Source organism: Pseudoalteromonas sp. MMG006 (assembly GCF_018101025.1).
In the GTDB taxonomy this organism is placed as follows: domain Bacteria; phylum Pseudomonadota; class Gammaproteobacteria; order Enterobacterales; family Alteromonadaceae; genus Pseudoalteromonas.
Genome location: NZ_JAGJEJ010000007.1, coordinates 12,376 through 30,369, shown reverse-complemented (window position 1 = coordinate 30,369; position 17,994 = coordinate 12,376). Strand labels below are relative to the sequence as shown.

The 17,994-nt window shown below is 39.7% G+C and carries 18 protein-coding genes; 12 read left to right on the top strand and 6 right to left on the bottom strand.

Features of this window, described 5'->3' with window-relative positions; all coding sequences use genetic code 11:
• The first annotated feature begins 6 nt into the window (after positions 1 to 6).
• The 10 genes from J8L73_RS08995 to J8L73_RS08950 all read left to right on the top strand — a co-directional run bounded on the left by J8L73_RS08995 (position 7) and on the right by J8L73_RS08950 (position 7,894).
• Entirely contained in the window at positions 7 to 2,697 is a 2,691-nt protein-coding gene (locus J8L73_RS08995; protein ID WP_211016410.1) for a nitrate reductase, read from the top strand.
• A gap of 16 nt (positions 2,698 to 2,713) precedes the next feature.
• Positions 2,714 to 3,685: a GTP 3',8-cyclase MoaA gene (gene moaA / locus J8L73_RS08990; protein ID WP_211016408.1), complete on the top strand. Its 972-nt coding sequence runs from the start codon at positions 2,714 to 2,716 to the stop codon at positions 3,683 to 3,685.
• Between the two features lies 1 nt (position 3,686).
• Positions 3,687 to 4,313 carry a molybdenum cofactor guanylyltransferase gene (locus tag J8L73_RS08985; RefSeq protein ID WP_211016406.1) on the top strand — a complete coding sequence of 209 codons (627 nt, stop codon included), beginning with the start codon at positions 3,687 to 3,689 and terminating at the stop codon, positions 4,311 to 4,313.
• Positions 4,310 to 4,849, top strand: coding sequence for a molybdenum cofactor biosynthesis protein B (moaB, locus tag J8L73_RS08980; RefSeq protein ID WP_004587753.1), 540 nt, complete (start codon positions 4,310 to 4,312; stop codon positions 4,847 to 4,849). Before J8L73_RS08985 ends, moaB begins: the two co-directional genes overlap by 4 nt.
• Before the next feature lies 1 nt (position 4,850).
• Positions 4,851 to 5,321 carry a cyclic pyranopterin monophosphate synthase MoaC gene (gene moaC, locus J8L73_RS08975; protein WP_211016404.1) on the top strand — a complete coding sequence of 157 codons (471 nt, stop codon included), beginning with the start codon at positions 4,851 to 4,853 and terminating at the stop codon, positions 5,319 to 5,321.
• Complete coding sequence (locus J8L73_RS08970; protein ID WP_211016402.1) at positions 5,299 to 5,598, top strand: MoaD/ThiS family protein; 300 nt, start codon at positions 5,299 to 5,301, stop codon at positions 5,596 to 5,598. The genes moaC and J8L73_RS08970 overlap by 23 nt, the downstream gene beginning before the upstream one ends.
• The gene (moaE, locus tag J8L73_RS08965) at positions 5,598 to 6,056 is read left to right on the top strand and encodes a molybdopterin synthase catalytic subunit MoaE (protein WP_211016400.1); all 459 of its coding nucleotides are present in this window, start codon (positions 5,598 to 5,600) and stop codon (positions 6,054 to 6,056) included. Before J8L73_RS08970 ends, moaE begins: the two co-directional genes overlap by 1 nt.
• A gap of 37 nt (positions 6,057 to 6,093) precedes the next feature.
• Positions 6,094 to 6,459, top strand: a complete 366-nt coding sequence (locus J8L73_RS08960) for a hypothetical protein (protein WP_211016398.1) — start codon at positions 6,094 to 6,096, stop codon at positions 6,457 to 6,459.
• Positions 6,460 to 6,489: 30 nt separating this feature from the next.
• Positions 6,490 to 7,173: a hypothetical protein gene (locus tag J8L73_RS08955; RefSeq protein ID WP_211016396.1), complete on the top strand. Its 684-nt coding sequence runs from the start codon at positions 6,490 to 6,492 to the stop codon at positions 7,171 to 7,173.
• Positions 7,174 to 7,249: 76 nt separating this feature from the next.
• Complete coding sequence (locus J8L73_RS08950; protein ID WP_211016393.1) at positions 7,250 to 7,894, top strand: MOSC domain-containing protein; 645 nt, start codon at positions 7,250 to 7,252, stop codon at positions 7,892 to 7,894.
• 16 nt (positions 7,895 to 7,910) lie between these two features.
• Here J8L73_RS08950 and J8L73_RS08945 read toward each other — a convergent pair whose 3' ends face one another.
• Positions 7,911 to 8,816, bottom strand: a complete 906-nt coding sequence (locus J8L73_RS08945; RefSeq protein WP_211016391.1) for a LysR family transcriptional regulator — start codon at positions 8,814 to 8,816, stop codon at positions 7,911 to 7,913.
• A 126-nt stretch (positions 8,817 to 8,942) separates the two neighbouring features.
• On the opposite strand from J8L73_RS08945, the gene J8L73_RS08940 reads away from it, so the two are divergent.
• Complete coding sequence (locus J8L73_RS08940) at positions 8,943 to 9,392, top strand: PACE efflux transporter (protein ID WP_211016388.1); 450 nt, start codon at positions 8,943 to 8,945, stop codon at positions 9,390 to 9,392.
• A 9-nt stretch (positions 9,393 to 9,401) separates the two neighbouring features.
• Here J8L73_RS08940 and J8L73_RS08935 read toward each other — a convergent pair whose 3' ends face one another.
• From J8L73_RS08935 to nirB, 4 genes are all read right to left on the bottom strand, one after another.
• Positions 9,402 to 10,658 (bottom strand): nitrate- and nitrite sensing domain-containing protein, encoded by a 1,257-nt coding sequence (locus J8L73_RS08935; protein WP_211016378.1) that lies wholly within the window; start codon positions 10,656 to 10,658, stop codon positions 9,402 to 9,404.
• 271 nt (positions 10,659 to 10,929) lie between these two features.
• Complete coding sequence (gene cobA, locus J8L73_RS08930; RefSeq protein WP_211016376.1) at positions 10,930 to 11,799, bottom strand: uroporphyrinogen-III C-methyltransferase; 870 nt, start codon at positions 11,797 to 11,799, stop codon at positions 10,930 to 10,932.
• 10 nt (positions 11,800 to 11,809) lie between these two features.
• A complete protein-coding gene (nirD, locus tag J8L73_RS08925) occupies positions 11,810 to 12,163 on the bottom strand; it encodes a nitrite reductase small subunit NirD (protein ID WP_211016374.1) in 354 nt (117 codons plus the stop codon).
• Positions 12,150 to 14,726, bottom strand: coding sequence for a nitrite reductase large subunit NirB (nirB, locus tag J8L73_RS08920; RefSeq protein ID WP_211016371.1), 2,577 nt, complete (start codon positions 14,724 to 14,726; stop codon positions 12,150 to 12,152). Before nirB ends, nirD begins: the two co-directional genes overlap by 14 nt.
• 377 nt (positions 14,727 to 15,103) lie before the next feature.
• Between nirB and J8L73_RS08915 the strand changes: the two genes are divergently transcribed.
• Positions 15,104 to 17,233 (top strand): pyridoxamine 5'-phosphate oxidase family protein, encoded by a 2,130-nt coding sequence (locus J8L73_RS08915; RefSeq protein ID WP_211016369.1) that lies wholly within the window; start codon positions 15,104 to 15,106, stop codon positions 17,231 to 17,233.
• A gap of 314 nt (positions 17,234 to 17,547) precedes the next feature.
• Here J8L73_RS08915 and J8L73_RS08910 read toward each other — a convergent pair whose 3' ends face one another.
• Positions 17,548 to 17,814: a hypothetical protein gene (locus J8L73_RS08910; protein WP_211016368.1), complete on the bottom strand. Its 267-nt coding sequence runs from the start codon at positions 17,812 to 17,814 to the stop codon at positions 17,548 to 17,550.
• Positions 17,815 to 17,994 lie beyond the last annotated feature (180 nt).

Genomic DNA, 17,994 nt, shown 5'->3' with positions numbered 1-17,994 from the left:
AGCAGTATGAAAACGTTAAACACATGTTCAAACACGCCTTTGCTTAAACAAACTACTTGCGCTTATTGCGGTGTAGGGTGCGGGGTTGATATTTCATTATTAAATAATACCCCAACAAAACTTGAAGGCATGCGCGAACATCCTGCTAATTTTGGCCGCTTGTGTGTTAAAGGCACGCATTTGTTAGATACCACCGGCACCGACAACAGATTAACATCGCCCCTTATTGATAACGAACCGGTCAGCTGGGATGCTGCAACCAAATATGTGGCTAATAGATTTAACGCCATTATTAAAGAGCACGGGCCGGGTTCGGTCGCGTTTTATGTATCGGGGCAGTTACTCACCGAAGATTACTACGTTGCCAATAAATTAATGAAAGGCTATATAGGCTCAGGCAATATAGATACAAACTCAAGGCTGTGTATGTCATCGGCGGTTGCCGGTTATAAACGTGCGTTTGGTGAGGACGTAGTGCCATGTACCTACGAAGATTTAGAGCAAACTGAGTTACTTATTTTAATTGGCTCGAATGCAGCGTGGACGCATCCGGTGCTTTATCAACGTATGGAGCGCGCAAAAAAGCTTAATCCAAACATGAAAGTAGTTGTTATTGATCCGCGTAAAACCGATACAGCTGAACTTGCCGATACCTTTTTAAATATAAAACCAGGCAGCGACGGGGCACTTTATAACGGCTTACTTAATTATTTAAGTGAACATAGCTTTTTAGATACGCAGTTTATTAACGAGCATACAAACGGTATTGAAACCGCGCTTGCAGAGGCGAAAAAGTGGAGTGTTAATGCGGTAAGTGACTTTTGTGATATTGACGTACAGCTAGTCAGTGACTTTTACGCCTTATTTGCAAAAAGTCCAACTGCTATTAGTTTTTATTCAATGGGTATTAATCAATCAAGCTCAGGGGTTGATAAGTGTAACGCCATTATAAATGCGCATTTAGCGTCAGGTAAGTTGTTAAAACCGGGCTGTGGTCCGTTTTCAATAACCGGGCAACCTAATGCAATGGGTGGGCGTGAAGTCGGTGGCTTGGCTAATCAATTAGCGGCTCACTTAGATATAGAAAATGAAGAACATCAATCTCTTGTACAGCGTTATTGGCTTTCACCAAAAATAGCTAAAAAAGCAGGCTGTAATGCGATTGATATGTTTGATGAAATAGCCAAAGGTAAAATAAAAGCTATTTGGGTAATGGCCACCAACCCTATGGTGAGCCTGCCTAATAACGCAGCAATACAACATGCACTTGAGCAATGTGAGCTGGTGGTTGTGTCTGACTGTATTGCCAAAAGCGATACCCTAAAATTTGCTAATGTGGCGTTTCCATCTACCGGATGGGGTGAAAAAAACGGCACAGTAACTAACTCAGAGCGCAGAATATCAAGGCAGCGGCCGTTAGTTGAGCCTTTCTCGGGGGCAAAAAACGATTGGCAAATAATATGCTCAGTTGCTCAAAAAATGGGTTTTGAAGGGTTTGACTTTACAGATCCAAGCGGCATTTTTGATGAATGGGCTCAGCTAACTGATTTTGAAAATAACGGCAGCAGAGCGCTTAATTTATCAGGCTTAGTAGGGCTTACGCAGCAGCAATACGATAATTTAAAACCGGTTATGTGGCCAGTACTAAAAAATGAGCCATATAAGAATGGGCAGGTTTTTGCTAATAAACAATTTAGCACCGCAGATAAAAAAGCTCGCTTTATACCTATAACGCCTAAACTTCCTGTGCAGCAAACATCAAGTGATTACCCTTTTGTAATGAACTCAGGGCGAATACGCGATCAATGGCATACAATGAGCCGCACCGGAAAAAGTACTGCGCTTTCAACACACATAACGCGCCCGTATATTGAAGTTAACCCCATTGACGCCAGCAAATTAAACATAAAGGCAAACGATTTAATAACGGCAAATGCTAAAACGGGGCAGGTTACAGCTCATGCTAAAGTGACGGATGCCGTGCGCAAAGGCGAGTGTTTTATGCCTATTCATTGGAACAAGCAATTTGCCTCATCCGCTACAGTAAGTGGGCTCTATCAATCGGTTGTAGATCCGATTTCGGGCCAAGCTGAGTGTAAGCATGGTGCCGTTGATTTAGTCAAAGCGCAGTTTGCTCAGTACATGCAAATTTTTAGCAAAACAGAGCTTAAAATAAACAGTGACTTTTGGCTTAAAGTTAACGCAAGTAATTGTGTTAACTACCAGTTAGCACTTAATGAGGCACAAAATGACTTACTTTATTATTGCCAAACCCTTACAGGGTTACAAGGGCTGTGGTCAGCAATGGGCAGTGCAAAAGCAATGCATGTTCAATGCATTCAAAATGAGCAGTTAGTGTTTGTTGCGGTAATTTCATCTTCTCAAAAAGACATATCACTTGAGTGGATAAACCATTTATTTGCAGAGACTTTAATAACCTTTAGCCAATTACAGTCATTGCTGTACGCCACGCCCGATGAAGAGTTTACCCAAGGCGCACAAGTATGTAGCTGCTTTAAAGTACGTGAGCAGCCCATTATAAATGCCATTAAAAGTGGTGCAAATACAGTGGAACAATTGGGGTCTAAACTAAAATGCGGCACTAACTGTGGCTCGTGTAAAACGCAGTTAAGCCAACTAATAAAGCAACATAGTACGCAAAGCGCTCAAAGTATTGATGTTGCAGTTGAAATGTAAATAAACAAGGAAGCATATGCTTAATGATCAATTTGGTCGGCAGTTTAACTATTTGCGCCTCTCTATTACCGATGTGTGTAACTTTAGTTGCACGTATTGTTTACCAAATGGGTATCAGTGCGATACTCCACGAAACTTTTTAAATAAAAGCGAAATAAACACCTTAGTAAATGCATTTGCGCAATTAGGCACTAAAAAAGTGCGTATTACAGGCGGCGAGCCGTGTTTACGCAGTGACGTTACCGATATTATAAAGCAATGTAAAAACACGCCAGGCATAGAAAAAGTAGCCATAACAACGAATGGTTTTAACTTATTTAATAAAATTGATGAGTTTTATAGTGCAGGCTTAGATGCGCTCAACATTAGTATTGATAGCTTAAACCCGAGCATGTTTAAATTAATTACAGGGCACGATAAGCTAACCCACATTTTAAAAGGGATAGACCGAGCAATTGAGCTTGGCATAAAAGATATAAAAATAAATGCCGTGCTGGCTAAGCAGTTTAATAAAAACCAATTAAAGGATTTTTTAAACTGGGTGAAATATAAAAAAGTAACGGTACGCTTTATCGAACTAATGGAAACAGGCAATGGCGCCACCTTTTTTGAACAAAATCATTTAAGCGGGCAAAGTGTTAAAACACAGCTTTTAGCACAGGGTTGGTTACAGGTAGTGAGAGGTAAATTAAATGGCCCTGCAGAGGAGTTTTGTCACCCCGATTTTGAGGGTCGCATTGGCTTAATTATGCCCTACAGTAAAGATTTTTGTAAAAGCTGTAACCGATTAAGAGTATCGTCATTAGGCAAATTATATTTGTGCTTATTTGCTGAGCAAGGTATAGATTTACGTCCGCATTTAAATGAGCAAGATACGCCAGCTACTGTAAACGCTATTCAAGCGGCAATGGGCAACAAAACTATTAGCCATGAGCTTGATAAGCGCTTAACGGGCGCCACAACCCATTTAGCTATGTTAGGCGGCTAAAATGAGCAATAAAGCAGTATTTACGGGGGTTGTGCTCGCTGGTGGGCAATCATCAAGAATGGGTAGCGATAAGGCCAATCTCATTTTAAAAAATAAAACATTACTGCAAAATGCCTGTGAATTATTAAAAGCAGCAGGAGCAAGTAATGTACTCATAAGTCGTAATGTACAAAGTGCTACTGCGCAATACATACCCGACGTTTACCCTGATTCTGGCCCGCTTGGGGGGATTTATTCAACCTTAATGGCAACAGAGCAAGATATACTTGTAACCGCTGTAGATATGCCGCTGCTTACCTGTAATTTATTATCGCAAATAGTATCTGTAGTAAGTGATAAATCCCATTTTCAAAAAAATCAGCCACAAATACATGCATGGCACTTTGAAAATGAACCGTTACCCCTGTATATTCGTAACACCCAAAGCGTTAAACGTCATTTAAAACAATTACTCATAAGCGCAAATAGTCATAAATCAATTAAACAGTTTACCCGTAGTATTGGTGCGCAAACGCTTAAATGTGATAAAGCACATGCGCTTGTTAATACTAATACACCGGCGCAATTTAAAGCTGTTAATGAGCAATTTGACCAACACAAACCTAATTTATTGAGAAGAACCCTATGAGCCACACAACTGAGTCACAAATAGCACTAAACATTGCCGTAATGACAGTAAGCGATACACGCGATGAAATAACGGATACCTCAGGCCATTATTTAATTAAAGCCCTTACTGAAGCAGGCCATCACTTAGCTGATAAAGACATCGTTAAAGATGATGTTTATCAAATGCGTGCAGTTGCCTCACAGTGGATTGCCGATGACACTATTCACGCTATTTTAGTCACCGGTGGTACGGGTTTTACCGAGCGTGATTCAACACCCGAGGCATTTGCACCGCTGTTTGATAAAAGCGTAGATGGATTTGGTGAGCTATTTAGACATATTTCGTACGGCGAAATTGGTAATTCAACTATTCAATCTCGCGCACTGGCAGGCCTTGCAAATAACACGGTTATTTTTTGTATGCCAGGCTCTACGGGCGCATGTAAAACAGCCTGGACAGGTATTATAAAAGATCAGTTAGACTCAATGCACAAGCCATGTAACTTTGCCCCGCATATTACTATTGGTAAAAAATGTGAATCACGAGAGCAATAATATGCTGAGCCACGTAGACGAAAATGGCCAAGCAAACATGGTTGATGTATCGCTAAAAGAGGTTACTCTGCGCGATGCATCTGCCGAGGCCAACATTAAAATGAGCAAACAGGCTTTTGAGCAAGTGCTGCTTAATCAAAATAAAAAAGGTGACGTGCTAGGCGTAGCACGCATTGCAGGTATTCAGGGCGCTAAAAAGTGCGCCGATTTAATTCCGCTTTGTCACCCGCTTGCACTGAGTAAAGTAGCCGTTGATTTTGAGCTTGATGAAGCAAATAGCCAAATTAAAGTAACCAGCTACTGTAAATTGGCGGGCAAAACGGGTGTTGAAATGGAAGCGCTCACCGCTGTATCTGTGGCTACCCTTACACTATTTGATATGTGTAAAGCCGCCGATCCGCTTATGGAAATACACGGTATGCGTGTAACACAAAAAGCAGGAGGCAAGCATGGCAGCTGGCAGCGAGACTAATTTAGATAATATGAATGCAGCTGCAGGGCAGGTAAAGGTACTGTTTTTTGGCCAACTTAAAGAACGCCTAAAGTGCGATAAGTTAACCGTTGAGATAGCGCACCCCCTTAGCATTAAAGCGTTTAAACACATGCTGGTTGAGCAAAACCCGCATTGGCAGGCATGGCTTGAAGAGCGTGATGTTTTGTGTGCGCTCAATCAAACTATGTCATCAAGCGATGAGCTTGTAAAAGCAGGGGATGAACTTGCTTTTTTCCCACCAGTGACAGGTGGCTAATGAGTATAAGCATTAAAGTACAAACCCACGATTTTTCAGTAGGTGAGCAACACAATGCACTTTGCAGTGATAATAAAAGTGATGGTGCCGTAGTCACGTTTACAGGGCTTGTGCGAGAATTTAGCAGTGGCGATAACGTAATCGCACTTGAGCTTGAGCACTACCCGGGTATGACTGAGCAACTACTGCAATCGATAGCCGAGCAAGCGCAAACACGCTGGCAACTTGCTCGCATAAGCATTATTCATCGAGTCGGCTATTTAGCGCTTGGGGAACAAATTGTATTTGTTGGCGTAACCTCCCGCCACCGCCAAGCTGCGTTTGAAGGCGCACAATTTATTATGGATTACTTAAAAAACCACGCCACGTTTTGGAAAAAAGAGCATTTTAAAGATTCATCAAACTGGGTCGAGTTTAAACAAAGCGACAAGCAAGCGTTAAACAAGTGGGAAAAGTAGGTCTGTGTAAGCCTATATAAATGCGTTTATAATATTAATGAAAAAATTCATCTCAAAAAGAGAATCTATAGAGTCAGCTTATCTTTGGATAGCGGCTCTACTTATTTTTATAATTATGTTAGAACTATTAACTGGCTGGTCAATGGGGTCCAAAAGCTCGCCGAGTCAATCTTTAAAGATTAATCCGGAGCAGTTTTGGTTTGAAATAAAACTTCACTGCGGTTTTGTTTCATGGGCAATTTTTAGAGCTTTTATTACATTCCCACTTTTTAGAGCGACATACAATGGCATGCTTCGCTTTAGAGAAAAACGAAAAATCATAGCAAATATCCTTTTCTATGTACTTACCCCCATACTCGTGGTGTTTCTTTTTTTAACATTATTATATATTACCGGCTTATAACATTGCTCTACTGTTCATCAAGGACGAAAGATGAAAACTTATACACTCTTTTTATTGACTATTTTTTTGCAACCGTTCTGTATTTACTTTGCGTTGTACGCAAAAGCGAAATATTCATCAGAAAATAAGCCAATTAACCAACTTGTATTAGGTGTAACACCAAGTCTTGCTTATATATCCACAGAAGACTTCTGGGGAGCCTTTGTTTTGCTTTTTATAGTTACTGCAGGGTCTCTTCTTTTATCGTTATTGCTAAATTTGAGATATGTGATGACAAGAAAAGTAAATACGAGCACTGTCCTCACTTCAATTATTTCATTTCTTTTGGCAGGTGGGTTCTTTAATTGGTTAATTGGCCACTTAATAGTTGAAAACTGGTATGAAACATATTGGCCCACACTTTATTTTTTAGGGCTACTTTGTTGTGTTTTTGTAATAAAAATTATTGAAAAGAAGCGACAAATTAAAGACGGTTTAAGTAATATGCTTGTGCTTGCTTTATGCGTTGCAGCATCAGTTGTTCCTGCATTCGGGGATGCATTTTTATTATGTACCTTTATTAATATATTTTTACTCATTCCAATAGGTGGGGCTATTATAAGCTCAGATGTAGATAAAACGTCTGCGGGTGGTATTGCCTTTTTTTATGGGTATGTATTTATTATGAGTTTTCCTCTTTCTGGCCTGCTTTATTTAGCGCTTAGCTCTAGTTAATGCCTGTTAAATATAGGTTTTGATAATAGTATAAATTAGCTACAGGCTATCTAACGTAGTTAATCAAAGGTTTAATATGAAAATAATCTCTACCAATATCTCTAAAATAAAAACGGTTGTGTATAACAGCAAAGAAGTTAAAACCGGTATTTTTAAAACGCCAACTAGTGAGCCAGTTGTTATTGAAAAGCTAAATATAATAGGTGATGAACAAGCCGATTTAGTTAATCACGGTGGGGTGGATAAAGCGGTTTATGCGTTTTCACACAATCATTATGATTATTGGAGGCGCATCCTTAAAAATGATGATTTAGCAGTCGGTGCTTTTGGTGAGAACTTTACAATTTCAGAGCTTGATGAGCAAAATATTCATATAGGCGATCGTATTCGTGTTGGCAGCGCATTGCTTGAAGTAAGCCAGCCCCGAGTGCCGTGCTTTAAATTGGCTATTGCTCTGAATAATAAACAAAGCCTAAAATTATTTACTCAGTATTACCACACTGGTGTTTACTTTAGAGTGCTTGAGCAAGGTATGGCAAAAACGGGCGATGCAGTCACTATTGAATATAAAGCTAAGCATAATATTTCAGTAAAAACGTTGTTTCAGGCGTTTTTTGATAAACAATACCCAGATTTTGAGAGCGTATTACTAGCAGCACTTGAACTACCCGAGCTTGCGCTTGAGTGGCAAATTAAGATTAAAAAGAAGCTCGCAATTTAACGCCGTTTGAGTGTTACTAAACGTTAGCTTTCCAATCACCTTCTTTTAAAAAATGTTGTTGTAAAAGGGTGAGTAAACTTTCAGTAACTGGGCCTGTAGGTCTACTTCTTGATACCACACAACCAATAGGCGTCAGCCAACCGCCTTGCTCATGTGTTACGGGAAGGGCAACTACGTCACCTTGTTTAAGTTGTTGCTTTATTGCCGACTCAGGTACCAACGCCCAGCCCACATTTTGTGTTACCAAATCTATGAGCGTTTGATGGGTATTTGCGTACCACACCTTAGCGCTTATAGCGTAGCTAAACCATAACTCTGATTGATTAAGGCTACGGTGAGCACATTGCCTATGTGCTTTTAAGTCACTGCTATTTACTTTACTGAGTTTAGCCAGCGCATGTTGTGGCGACGCAATTGTTAAAAATCGTACTTGGCCTAGCAGAAAAAAATCCATATCTACTTTTAGTTCACCATCACTATATATGATACCTAGTTGCGCTTTACCTGTTTTTACAAGTTTTTCTATATCAAACGTAGTCGCTGATATTAGCTCAAAGTTTGTAACAGGGTACTGCTTTGCAAAGGGGGCTATTATTTTTAAAACTCCGTGATTACTTATACTTTCGTCAATAGCAATGACTACGTCTTGTTCGTAGTTTTTAGCAAGAGACTCAACTTTTTGATCGAAATAAGTTTGTTGGTGCAGTATAGAATAAGCAACGGGAAGCAAAGCTTTTCCGCTATTTGTTAAAGTGGGTGTGTTTTTATTACGGTCAAACAATGTTTGATTCATTGCAATTTCAAGGTTAGAAATCGCTTGGCTAATACCTGACTGCGCACGCTTTAACTTGCGCCCTGTTGCTGAAAAAGAGCCTGTTTCTGCTACGGTTACAAATATTTTTAGTTGCTCTAAGCTATACATTTTATTCCACTCGATTTAAAACTACACACTTACCTTATCACTAATAGTGATAGTTGCTAACTTTTGTAACTAACTAAATCTGTCATTATCACAGCACTTAAATATTAAAAGATAAAAGGGGATATGATGACAGAAAAAATGGGTACAACAGAGCGAGTGTTTCAGGCAGTTTTGTTTGAGGTTTTAGCCGTGTCGTTATCAATTTTAGGTTTAGCACTATTTACAGAACATACAATTGGGGTTTTATCGGGCACGATGATAATTGTTGCGACCATTGCTATGTGTTGGAATTTTATTTTTAACTGGTTTTTTGACCGAGTGGCCACGGGCGCTAAAGAAAAACGCTCGTTATTGTTTAGAGTATTTCATGTCATTTTATTTCAAGGTGGCTTACTAATATTCACTATTCCGGTAATGGCATTCATATTAAGCGTTAATTTTTGGCAAGCATTTATAATGGATATTGGGGTCACCTTTTTTATAACCCTTTACGCTTTTGCATTTAATTTAATATACGACCACACACGCGCCTATATTTTACGATCAAAAAAATCAGCGCATACAGTCGATGCTTAACAATTTGTGTTAATCATCACTCAATTCAACAATTGTTTGCGCTACATTGTAAAGTGAGCTGTGGGAGTCCATAGCTTGCTTTTGCAATTGTTTATGGGCTTGCTCTTCGGTTAATTTTAATTGCTCTATTAATATATATTTTGCTTGATGAATCACTTTTTGCTCGGTGATCACCCGTTTTGCATCAACCAATGCTTGGTTAATTTGTTTGATGTGTTGGCTTTGCTCTAAAATTAAGTCGTACATGGTTTTATTACTGTTGAGCTTACTGGCCGCCATATTAGTTGGCTCATTGTCTTTAAGTGCTAACTGCCCGTCGGTTGCAGGCATATATTGTTGTTCTAAGGTATTAAGTATTTGCTTATTCGAATTTAATTTTCGTTGTGCACATGCAATTTGCATTGCGGCACAATCGATTAGATGATCGCTAATGTTTTGCTCTATTTTATGCATAATATCGATGCGTGTTGTGGTTACTTCGTACCATACTTCACTCAGCTGCGATAAAGGCTGCGCATTTTCGTCATCGAGCTTTTGTAATAAACTTCTTAGCTGATCCACTTGCTTATTTACCGGGTGCTCTATGAGGGAGCTATAACATTTAAGTAAGTGATCGTCTGCGTATTCATCAAAAAACGAAAAACTATGATTTTGTTCTTGCACAAAGTGAGCTAACTTAGTTTTTTGCTCTTCTGTAAATTTACTCGCTGCAAATGCTTGTGCTCCACAAGCCCGTTCTTGGCCTGCGTATTCTTTACCTTGCATAAAATTAAAATAAGCAACTAATAGGCGAGTAACGAGGGGGTCGCTTGCACCATCAGCAGCTTCTAAAATAATATTTAATAAACTCGCTATAAGTTGTGTAAATGATTGCGTAGCATGAACAGCGGTTACATTTTGTTTGTTTATTTGATGGCGTAAAGCCGGTAGCACATCAAGTGCCTGAAGGCTGTAGGTAATTAAATTGTATAACCTTGAATGACCAGGGTCGGCATTATCAGATATAAAGGTCGTTTTAAGAGAGTCATAAAACGTATTTTGAGCGCTTTGTGTAATGGGTATTTGCTGTGTTAGTTCATTACTAAAATGTAAGCTCTTAGAGGCTAAATAGATGTTGCTCATAGCGCGCTCTTTTTGTAACTGGTGTACAAAATCACCCAGTTTAGTAAGTGAAGCACAACTATTTTGCAATTGTTTTAAGGCATGTATTTCTTGATACTTTGCCGCAAGTAAAAACTGTTTTGTGAGAGGATTGCTTGTTTGCATAGGTTTAGTTCCGCACTTTTTAGTTTTTAAAGTGCAACCCTTGTTCCAATCATGAAAAAAATTAATTATTGAATAGAAAATCAATCTAAAACAGCCGCTTATTGTTATATTTTTATTTTATGAGTATTTTAAACTTTATTTTAGGCACACACATTTACCCTTTTTGGTGCATAAAAAGGGAATATTGCACACTGCTTGCATTGCAGTAAAAAGCGCGCTTACCCCTGGGGAGGAAATAAGCGCGAAAAGTGCATTATGGATTAAAATTGCATTAAGTATTAACCGTTTGAGCTAAAAGCTCTGGGCTAATAGTCATTTTATGATTTATTACTTCTCCAACAATTATAAGGGTAGGGCCTTGCAGGTTATGACTAAGCTGATCATTTACTATATTTTCTAATGTACTGGTAATTACTTTTTGCTTACTCGTTGTGGCGTTTTCGATAAGTGATATTGGTGTAGTACTTGGCCAATTTACCGATTGAAGGCCGCTACTTAGCTCTTTTAATCGTCCTAAGCCCATATAAACCACTAAAGTTGGATTATTGTTGCCTTGCACAAAGGCGTAATTGCTCCAGTTAGGCAGTTTTTTAGGATCAGCAAACTGGGCAGTTAAAAACGTGACGCTTCGCGCTACATCACGTGCTGTAAGCGGAATGCCTGTATATGCAGAGGTCGCACATGCAGTGGTAACGCCAGGCACAATTGCAAAGCTAATATTATGCTTTGTAAGGGCATCGGCTTCTTCGTTTATGCGCGCAAATATACTTGGGTCGCCGCCTTTTAAACGCACTACGTTTAGCCCTTGTTGAGCATATTTAACAAGTAGGGCGCATATATTGGCTTGTGTCATTGAATGCATACCGGCTCGTTTGCCTACAAATACCCTTTGCGCTTTTTTAGGTAATGTTTTTAGTAAATCTTCGCTTACTAGCCAGTCGTATAAGATGACGTCGGCTGTTTGTATTAAACGCTGCGCTTTTACGGTTATTAGCTCGGCATCGCCTGGGCCTGCTCCTATAATATAAACTTGGCCGTTTTTAGCTCCTTTACTAGTAAGCTCAGCGCCATTAGTGAGTTTATTAACAAATTTGTTCAGCCAACCATTTTCAATACCTGAAAAATAAGAAAGCACGCTCATAATAATCTCCTTACGCGACCGCTTTAATTATTTTTGGCTCGGCGCTTATAAGTACGTTGCCGTCTTGTATTTTTGCATCAAAAACCGGTAAATGTATTGCTTCTGCCTCTAGGCATTCGCCTGTTGCTAAGCAAAAATGCTGTTTATATAACGGCGAAGCTACGACCAGTTTCCCCTCTATAGAGCCAATAATACCGCGAGATAACACATTTGCTTTTCCGATTGGGTCGTAGTTACTTATGGCAAACACGCTTTCTTTGCTTTGGGGTACATAAAAAATAGCCACCTGCTGATTATTAACTAATGCGCATACACCACTATTAGCAACTAGGTCATCAATTGTTCCAATATTATGCCAAGACATCAGCTTGCTCCTCTTCAAGTTCCATTACTGGGATACGGTTTTGAGTCATTTTTTGCTCGCGTTTTTCAGCATCTGTAGCTGGGCGAATTTGATTTCGTTCCTGTACAAATAAAATATTGTCATCAGGATTAGGGCTATTAACAAACTGGCGGAACCGTTTAGACGCTTCAGGGCTTTCTACCGCTTTTTTCCACTCACATGCGTATGTTTGAGTAATAAGTTCCATTTGTTCTTCAAGCTCTTGGCAAATACCGAGGCTGTCGTCTATTACTACACTTTTAAGGTAGTCTAAACCGCCCTCAAGGTTTTCCATCCATACAGAAGTACGCTGTAGTTTGTCGGCGGTTTTTATGTAAAACATCAACACACGGTCTATGTATTTGATAAGTGTGGGTGTATCTAAATCGGTCGCAAATAAATCGGCGTGGCGAGGGCGCATACCGCCATTACCACATACGTATAGATTCCAACCGTTTTCGGTGGCAATAATACCTATATCTTTACTTTGTGCCTCGGCGCATTCGCGGGTACAACCCGACACAGCCATTTTAAATTTATGCGGTGAGCGTAAACCTTTATAGCGGTTTTCAATGTCTATTGCGTGGCCAACACTGTCTTGTACACCATAGCGACACCAAGTACTTCCCACACACGATTTAACCGTTCTAAGAGACTTGCCATAGGCGTGACCTGTTTCAAAGCCAGCTTCAATGAGTCTTCCCCAAATAACCGGGAGTTCTTCTAAACGAGCACCAAATAAATCGATGCGCTGCCCGCCAGTCACTTTACAATAAAGGTTAAAGTCTTTTGCTACTTGGCCAATGACAATGAGTTTGTCGGGCGTTATTTCGCCGCCTGCAATACGCGGTACTACAGAGTACGAGCCGTCTTTTTGCATGTTAGCGAGGTAGGTATCGTTAGTATCTTGTAGGCCAACATGGGCAGGTTCTAAAATAAAGTCGTTCCACGTTGAGGCTAAAATAGAAGCGATTGCAGGTTTACATATTTCACAACCATGATGCCCACTGCCGTGTTTAGCTAATAAATCATCAAAGGTTTTAATGCTTTCTACTTTAACCATATGTAGTAGCTCTTGGCGCGAATACGCGAAGTGCTCGCACACATGGTTGTTTACTTCAACACCACGACTAGCCAGCTCATCATCTACTACCGATTTAAGTAAAGCGGCACAACCACCACAACCACTGGCTGCTTTTGTACACGATTTAACAGCGGCTAAATCGCATGAGCCACCATCAATTGCACCTACAATGTCGCCTTTACTCACGTTATGACACGAACAAATGGTGGCGGTATCGGGTAGGGCGCTTCCCGCTAATGAAGGTGCGCCAGCGCTGTCTGGTAAAATTAAACACTCAGGATGCTCTGGTAAGTCCATATCGTTTAACATGTACTGAAGTAGTGTATCGTAATCGCTGGTATCGCCAACGAGTACTGCACCAAGGAGCTTATCGCCGCTTTCATTTAAAATTATTTTTTTATAGCAGTCTCTAATTGGATCTTGGTAAATAAGTTCTTTGCAGTTGAGTGTTTTTGCATGAGCGTCGCCAATAGAGCCTACTTCAACACCGAGCAGTTTTAATTTAGTGCTCATATCGGCACCTGAAAATTCAAGTTCGCCGCCACTTAGCTGGCTTGCTGCAACGCGGGCCATGTTGTAGCCAGGTGCAACTAAGCCAAATAGCTTTTTATCCCATAAGGCACATTCGCCAATAGCTAAAATATCAGGGTCTGACGTTTGGCATCGATTATTAATAATAATACCGCCACGCTCGCCAAGTTCTAGCTCAGCCACTTTACCCAGTTGATCATAAGGGCGAATACCGGCTGAGAACAAAATTAAGTCTGTTTCTAAAAACGTACCGTCTGAAAAGTTAAGTCTAAAGCGGCTACTTTCACCTTTAACAATTTCGCTGGTTGCTTTTGAGGTGTGAACAGTAACGCCTAGTTTTTCTATTTTATTTTTTAGTAACGTGCCGCCTTGCTCATCAAGCTGAACAGCCATAAGCTGCGGTGCAAACTCAACAACATGGGTATCGAGCCCTAATTGTTTAATTGCGTTTGCGGCTTCAAGCCCTAATAAACCACCCCCAATAACAACACCGCTTTTACTGGCTGCGGCACTGGCTTTTATTTGCTCTAAATCCTCTAGCGTGCGGTAAACCAAACAATGGGGTTGATCGTTCCCCTTAATTGGCGGCACAAACGGGAACGAGCCAGTAGCAAGTACAAGTTTATCGTACGGGTATTGATCGCCAGTTTGCGTTGTTACGACTTTATTTACTCTATCAATGCCTTCAACCCACTGTTTAGTATGCACATTAACATTAAGTTGTTGATAGTTCTCTAGGGTTGTTAGTGCCAAATCGGCGGCTGTTTTGCCATCAAACACGCTTGATAAATAAACGCGGTCGTATGCAAGATTTGCTTCACCACAAAGTACTGTAATATTTGCTTTGTCATCGCTTTGGCGCATTTGCTCAACAAAATGATGTCCGACCATACCATTGCCGATAATGAGTATTTTTTGCGAGGTTTGCATTAGGCATTCCTTAATGTGACGGTTTAAATTTTAAAAACAAAAAAGCCCGCCACAGATACAAATTCATGTACTGCGAGCGGGCTTCTTTGCCTGTGGTCATAACAACCTAAATATGTGCCGTTTAAATAACTGGCTTGTTAATTAATTGTTTGCAATAAAGTAGCCATGTTTTTAAGAGGCTGTTTTTAAAGAGTTAACTTAGTTTTTAAGTGATTTATCTGTACTTTATTGTTTTACTTTGGTGCGCAACTAGCACTAGGACAGTGCAAGAATTGTCTTTGTTATGTGCATTATCAGTCAATAAAACACGCATTATCATTATTCATGAGTTGAGTTAAATTTAATTTATTAAATATACACACTGACTTATGATCACAATGACAAACGCAAACAACTTAATCCCTTCTCCTTTTCATGAAGGTGAGCTGGCAATTCAAGACAAACTGGCCAAACGAGAACTAATGGATACATTTGGCAAGCGAGCTATTCGTTCCTTTATGCCTGAGCAGCATCAAGCCTTTTTTGCGCAGTTACCATTTGTGGTTGCAGGCAGTGTTGATGAAAACGCCGATGTATGGGCTTCTATTGTTTCAGGTAAGCCTGGTTTTTTAAGCGCCCCCACACCCACATCTTTGTTAATGACAAACACCGTTGATATAAATGATCCCCTCCATAAAACGTTAAAAGTTACAGGTTCGCCCATTGGTTTATTAGGTATTGAGCTAAGCACACGCAGGCGTAATCGTTTAAATGTGCGCGTAGGTGAGGTAATTGGCGATAATAAGTTGAGTTTTAATGTTGATCAATCTTTTGGTAATTGCCCTCAGTATATTCAAACGCGCGACTTAACATTTAATAGAGACGCTTTACTTAAAAGTAATGCAGTAAAAAAAATTGAGTTTAATACGCTTGATAATGACGCCGCTGATTTAATTGATAACACCGATACGTTTTTTGTATCGAGCTTTATAACCGCTAAAAACAATCCAAAAATTGAAGGGGTTGATGTTTCTCATCGTGGAGGAATGCCGGGCTTTGTAAAGCGCGAAGGCAACACATTAACGATCCCTGATTACGCAGGTAATAATTTTTTTAATACCTTGGGTAACTTTTTATTAAACCCAAAAGCAGGTTTGTTATTTCCTGACTTTAATACGGGTAATGTATTAATGCTTACCGGCAGTGTTGAAATTTTATGGGATGGCCATCCAGAGTTAGAGGGTTTTATTGGTGCAGACCGAGGCTGGAAATTTACCCTCACTAAAGGAATGTGGCTTAAAAACGTACTTCCATTTAGTGCTAAATTTAATGCGTATTCCCCTAACACTAAAATGACGGGCACGTGGCTGGAGGCTGATAAAAACAAACAAGCCGAAAAACTAAAACATACTTGGCAGCCTTTAAAAGTTGCTAAAATAATTAAAGAAAGTGATGTAATTACCTCCTTTTATTTAGAAGGGCATAACAATACAACCTTGTTAGCGTTTAAAGCTGGGCAGCACTTAACCGTACAAATACCAAGTAAAAATAGTAGCAATAGCAGTAATAACAAACCCGTTATTAGAACCTACACGGTGTCATCAAGCCCGCATGAGCAGTTTTATCGGTTATCGATTAAAAAAGAGCTTAGCGGTGAGGTGTCAAACTACTTTCATAATAACGTAAAACTCGGGAGTGTTATTTTAGCTAAATACCCACAAGGGCAGTTTTTTATTGATCCAACAAATACTAAACCTGCGGTACTCATTGGTGGTGGAATAGGCATTACACCTATGATCTCAATGGCTAAACACATTGCCAATGAAGGGTTAAGAACTCGCTATACACGCCCTTTACATATTTTTCACAGTGCTAAAAATAAACAGCAGCGCGCGTTTTACAATGAGCTAAAAGCACTTGCAGATAACAGTGGCGGCGCAATTGATTACTACTCGCTTTTATCGCAGCCTGAGCTTAATGAAAAACAAGGCAATGGCTCTAATTTAAAAGATGAGAGCTTTGATTTAAAAGGGCGTATAAATGCGGATGTGCTTAGGTATTATTTACCACTTGATGATTACGAGTTCTTTTTATGCGGACCAGAAGCATTTATGCAGCATGTATATAACGAGTTATTACTACTCGGTGTACGGGATAAAAACATATTTGCTGAAGCATTTGGACCCTCTGCTATTAAGCGCAAAGTACTTAATACAAACGATGCACCTAATAAAAACATAGAGGTTAGCACTAAGGAAGCCGACAACACTGTAATTAAATTTAGTAAATCGGGCTTTGAACAACGCTGGAATAAAGGCGATAACACTATACTAAGTGTAGCCGAATCCCATGGTTTAGAACCTGAGTTTGGCTGTCGCAACGGCAGCTGCGGCAGTTGCGCTGTAAAAATAAACGCAGGCGCTGTGGTGTATCGTAATAACGTAAGTTACCCAGTAGAGACAGGGCAGGCGCTAATTTGCTGCGCCGTACCGGCTAAAGGCATTGAGGTGCTTGATATTGAGCTGTAGCCGTCAAGCTGCTGTTAAACTGCGATGGATTAGTATCACATCTGTGGTTATAAGTAGGCTTCTCCATGTGAGGTCTTGATCGAAGCAATCCTATTTCTTAAATCAGAATTTGAAGATGAATAATCATTAGCAAGAGAGAATAAGCACAATTTGAAAATTGAAGCTATTAGGCTGCCATCACTATATCGGTTTGCCATTTCGTCATCGGTTACATCAAACTTAGTTAAAAGCTTGCTATAAGTGTTAAGCGCATTAGAAGCATTCAACTCATAATCTACGTTTATGTTTTATTGCGGGGGGAATTTATTTAGTGGTTAACGATTTTTTGATTCACTTTGGCTTATTTTTGTTTGTAATAAAGTAATACGAGAGTTTAGCTTTTTAAAAGCTAAGTGAGCGTAAAAATAATGCAGGAAAAAAGCAACAAATCCAGAAGCTGCAATTGCAATTAATGGCTCAGTAAAAAACAGTAAAGCCAATATGATTGTTGAAAATACGACCGATAGTAGTAAGAAGTGAACTGAGCTAAACATTTTTCTATTTTGCTTTTCAAGTTGAGTAATATGTGAATCTAGATCCATTTTTGAATGCTCCGTAATATTGCGTACTATGATTACGCTATCGCTTTAGCTCATCGGCCTCTATTATCGAGGTATATAAGTTACAAATATATATCCATTGATAGCAAACTCCTTGAGCTATTGTCAAAATTTAGATTAATTCGTGAAGTAGATTATTTTTTAAAAAAAGAGGCTAAGTAG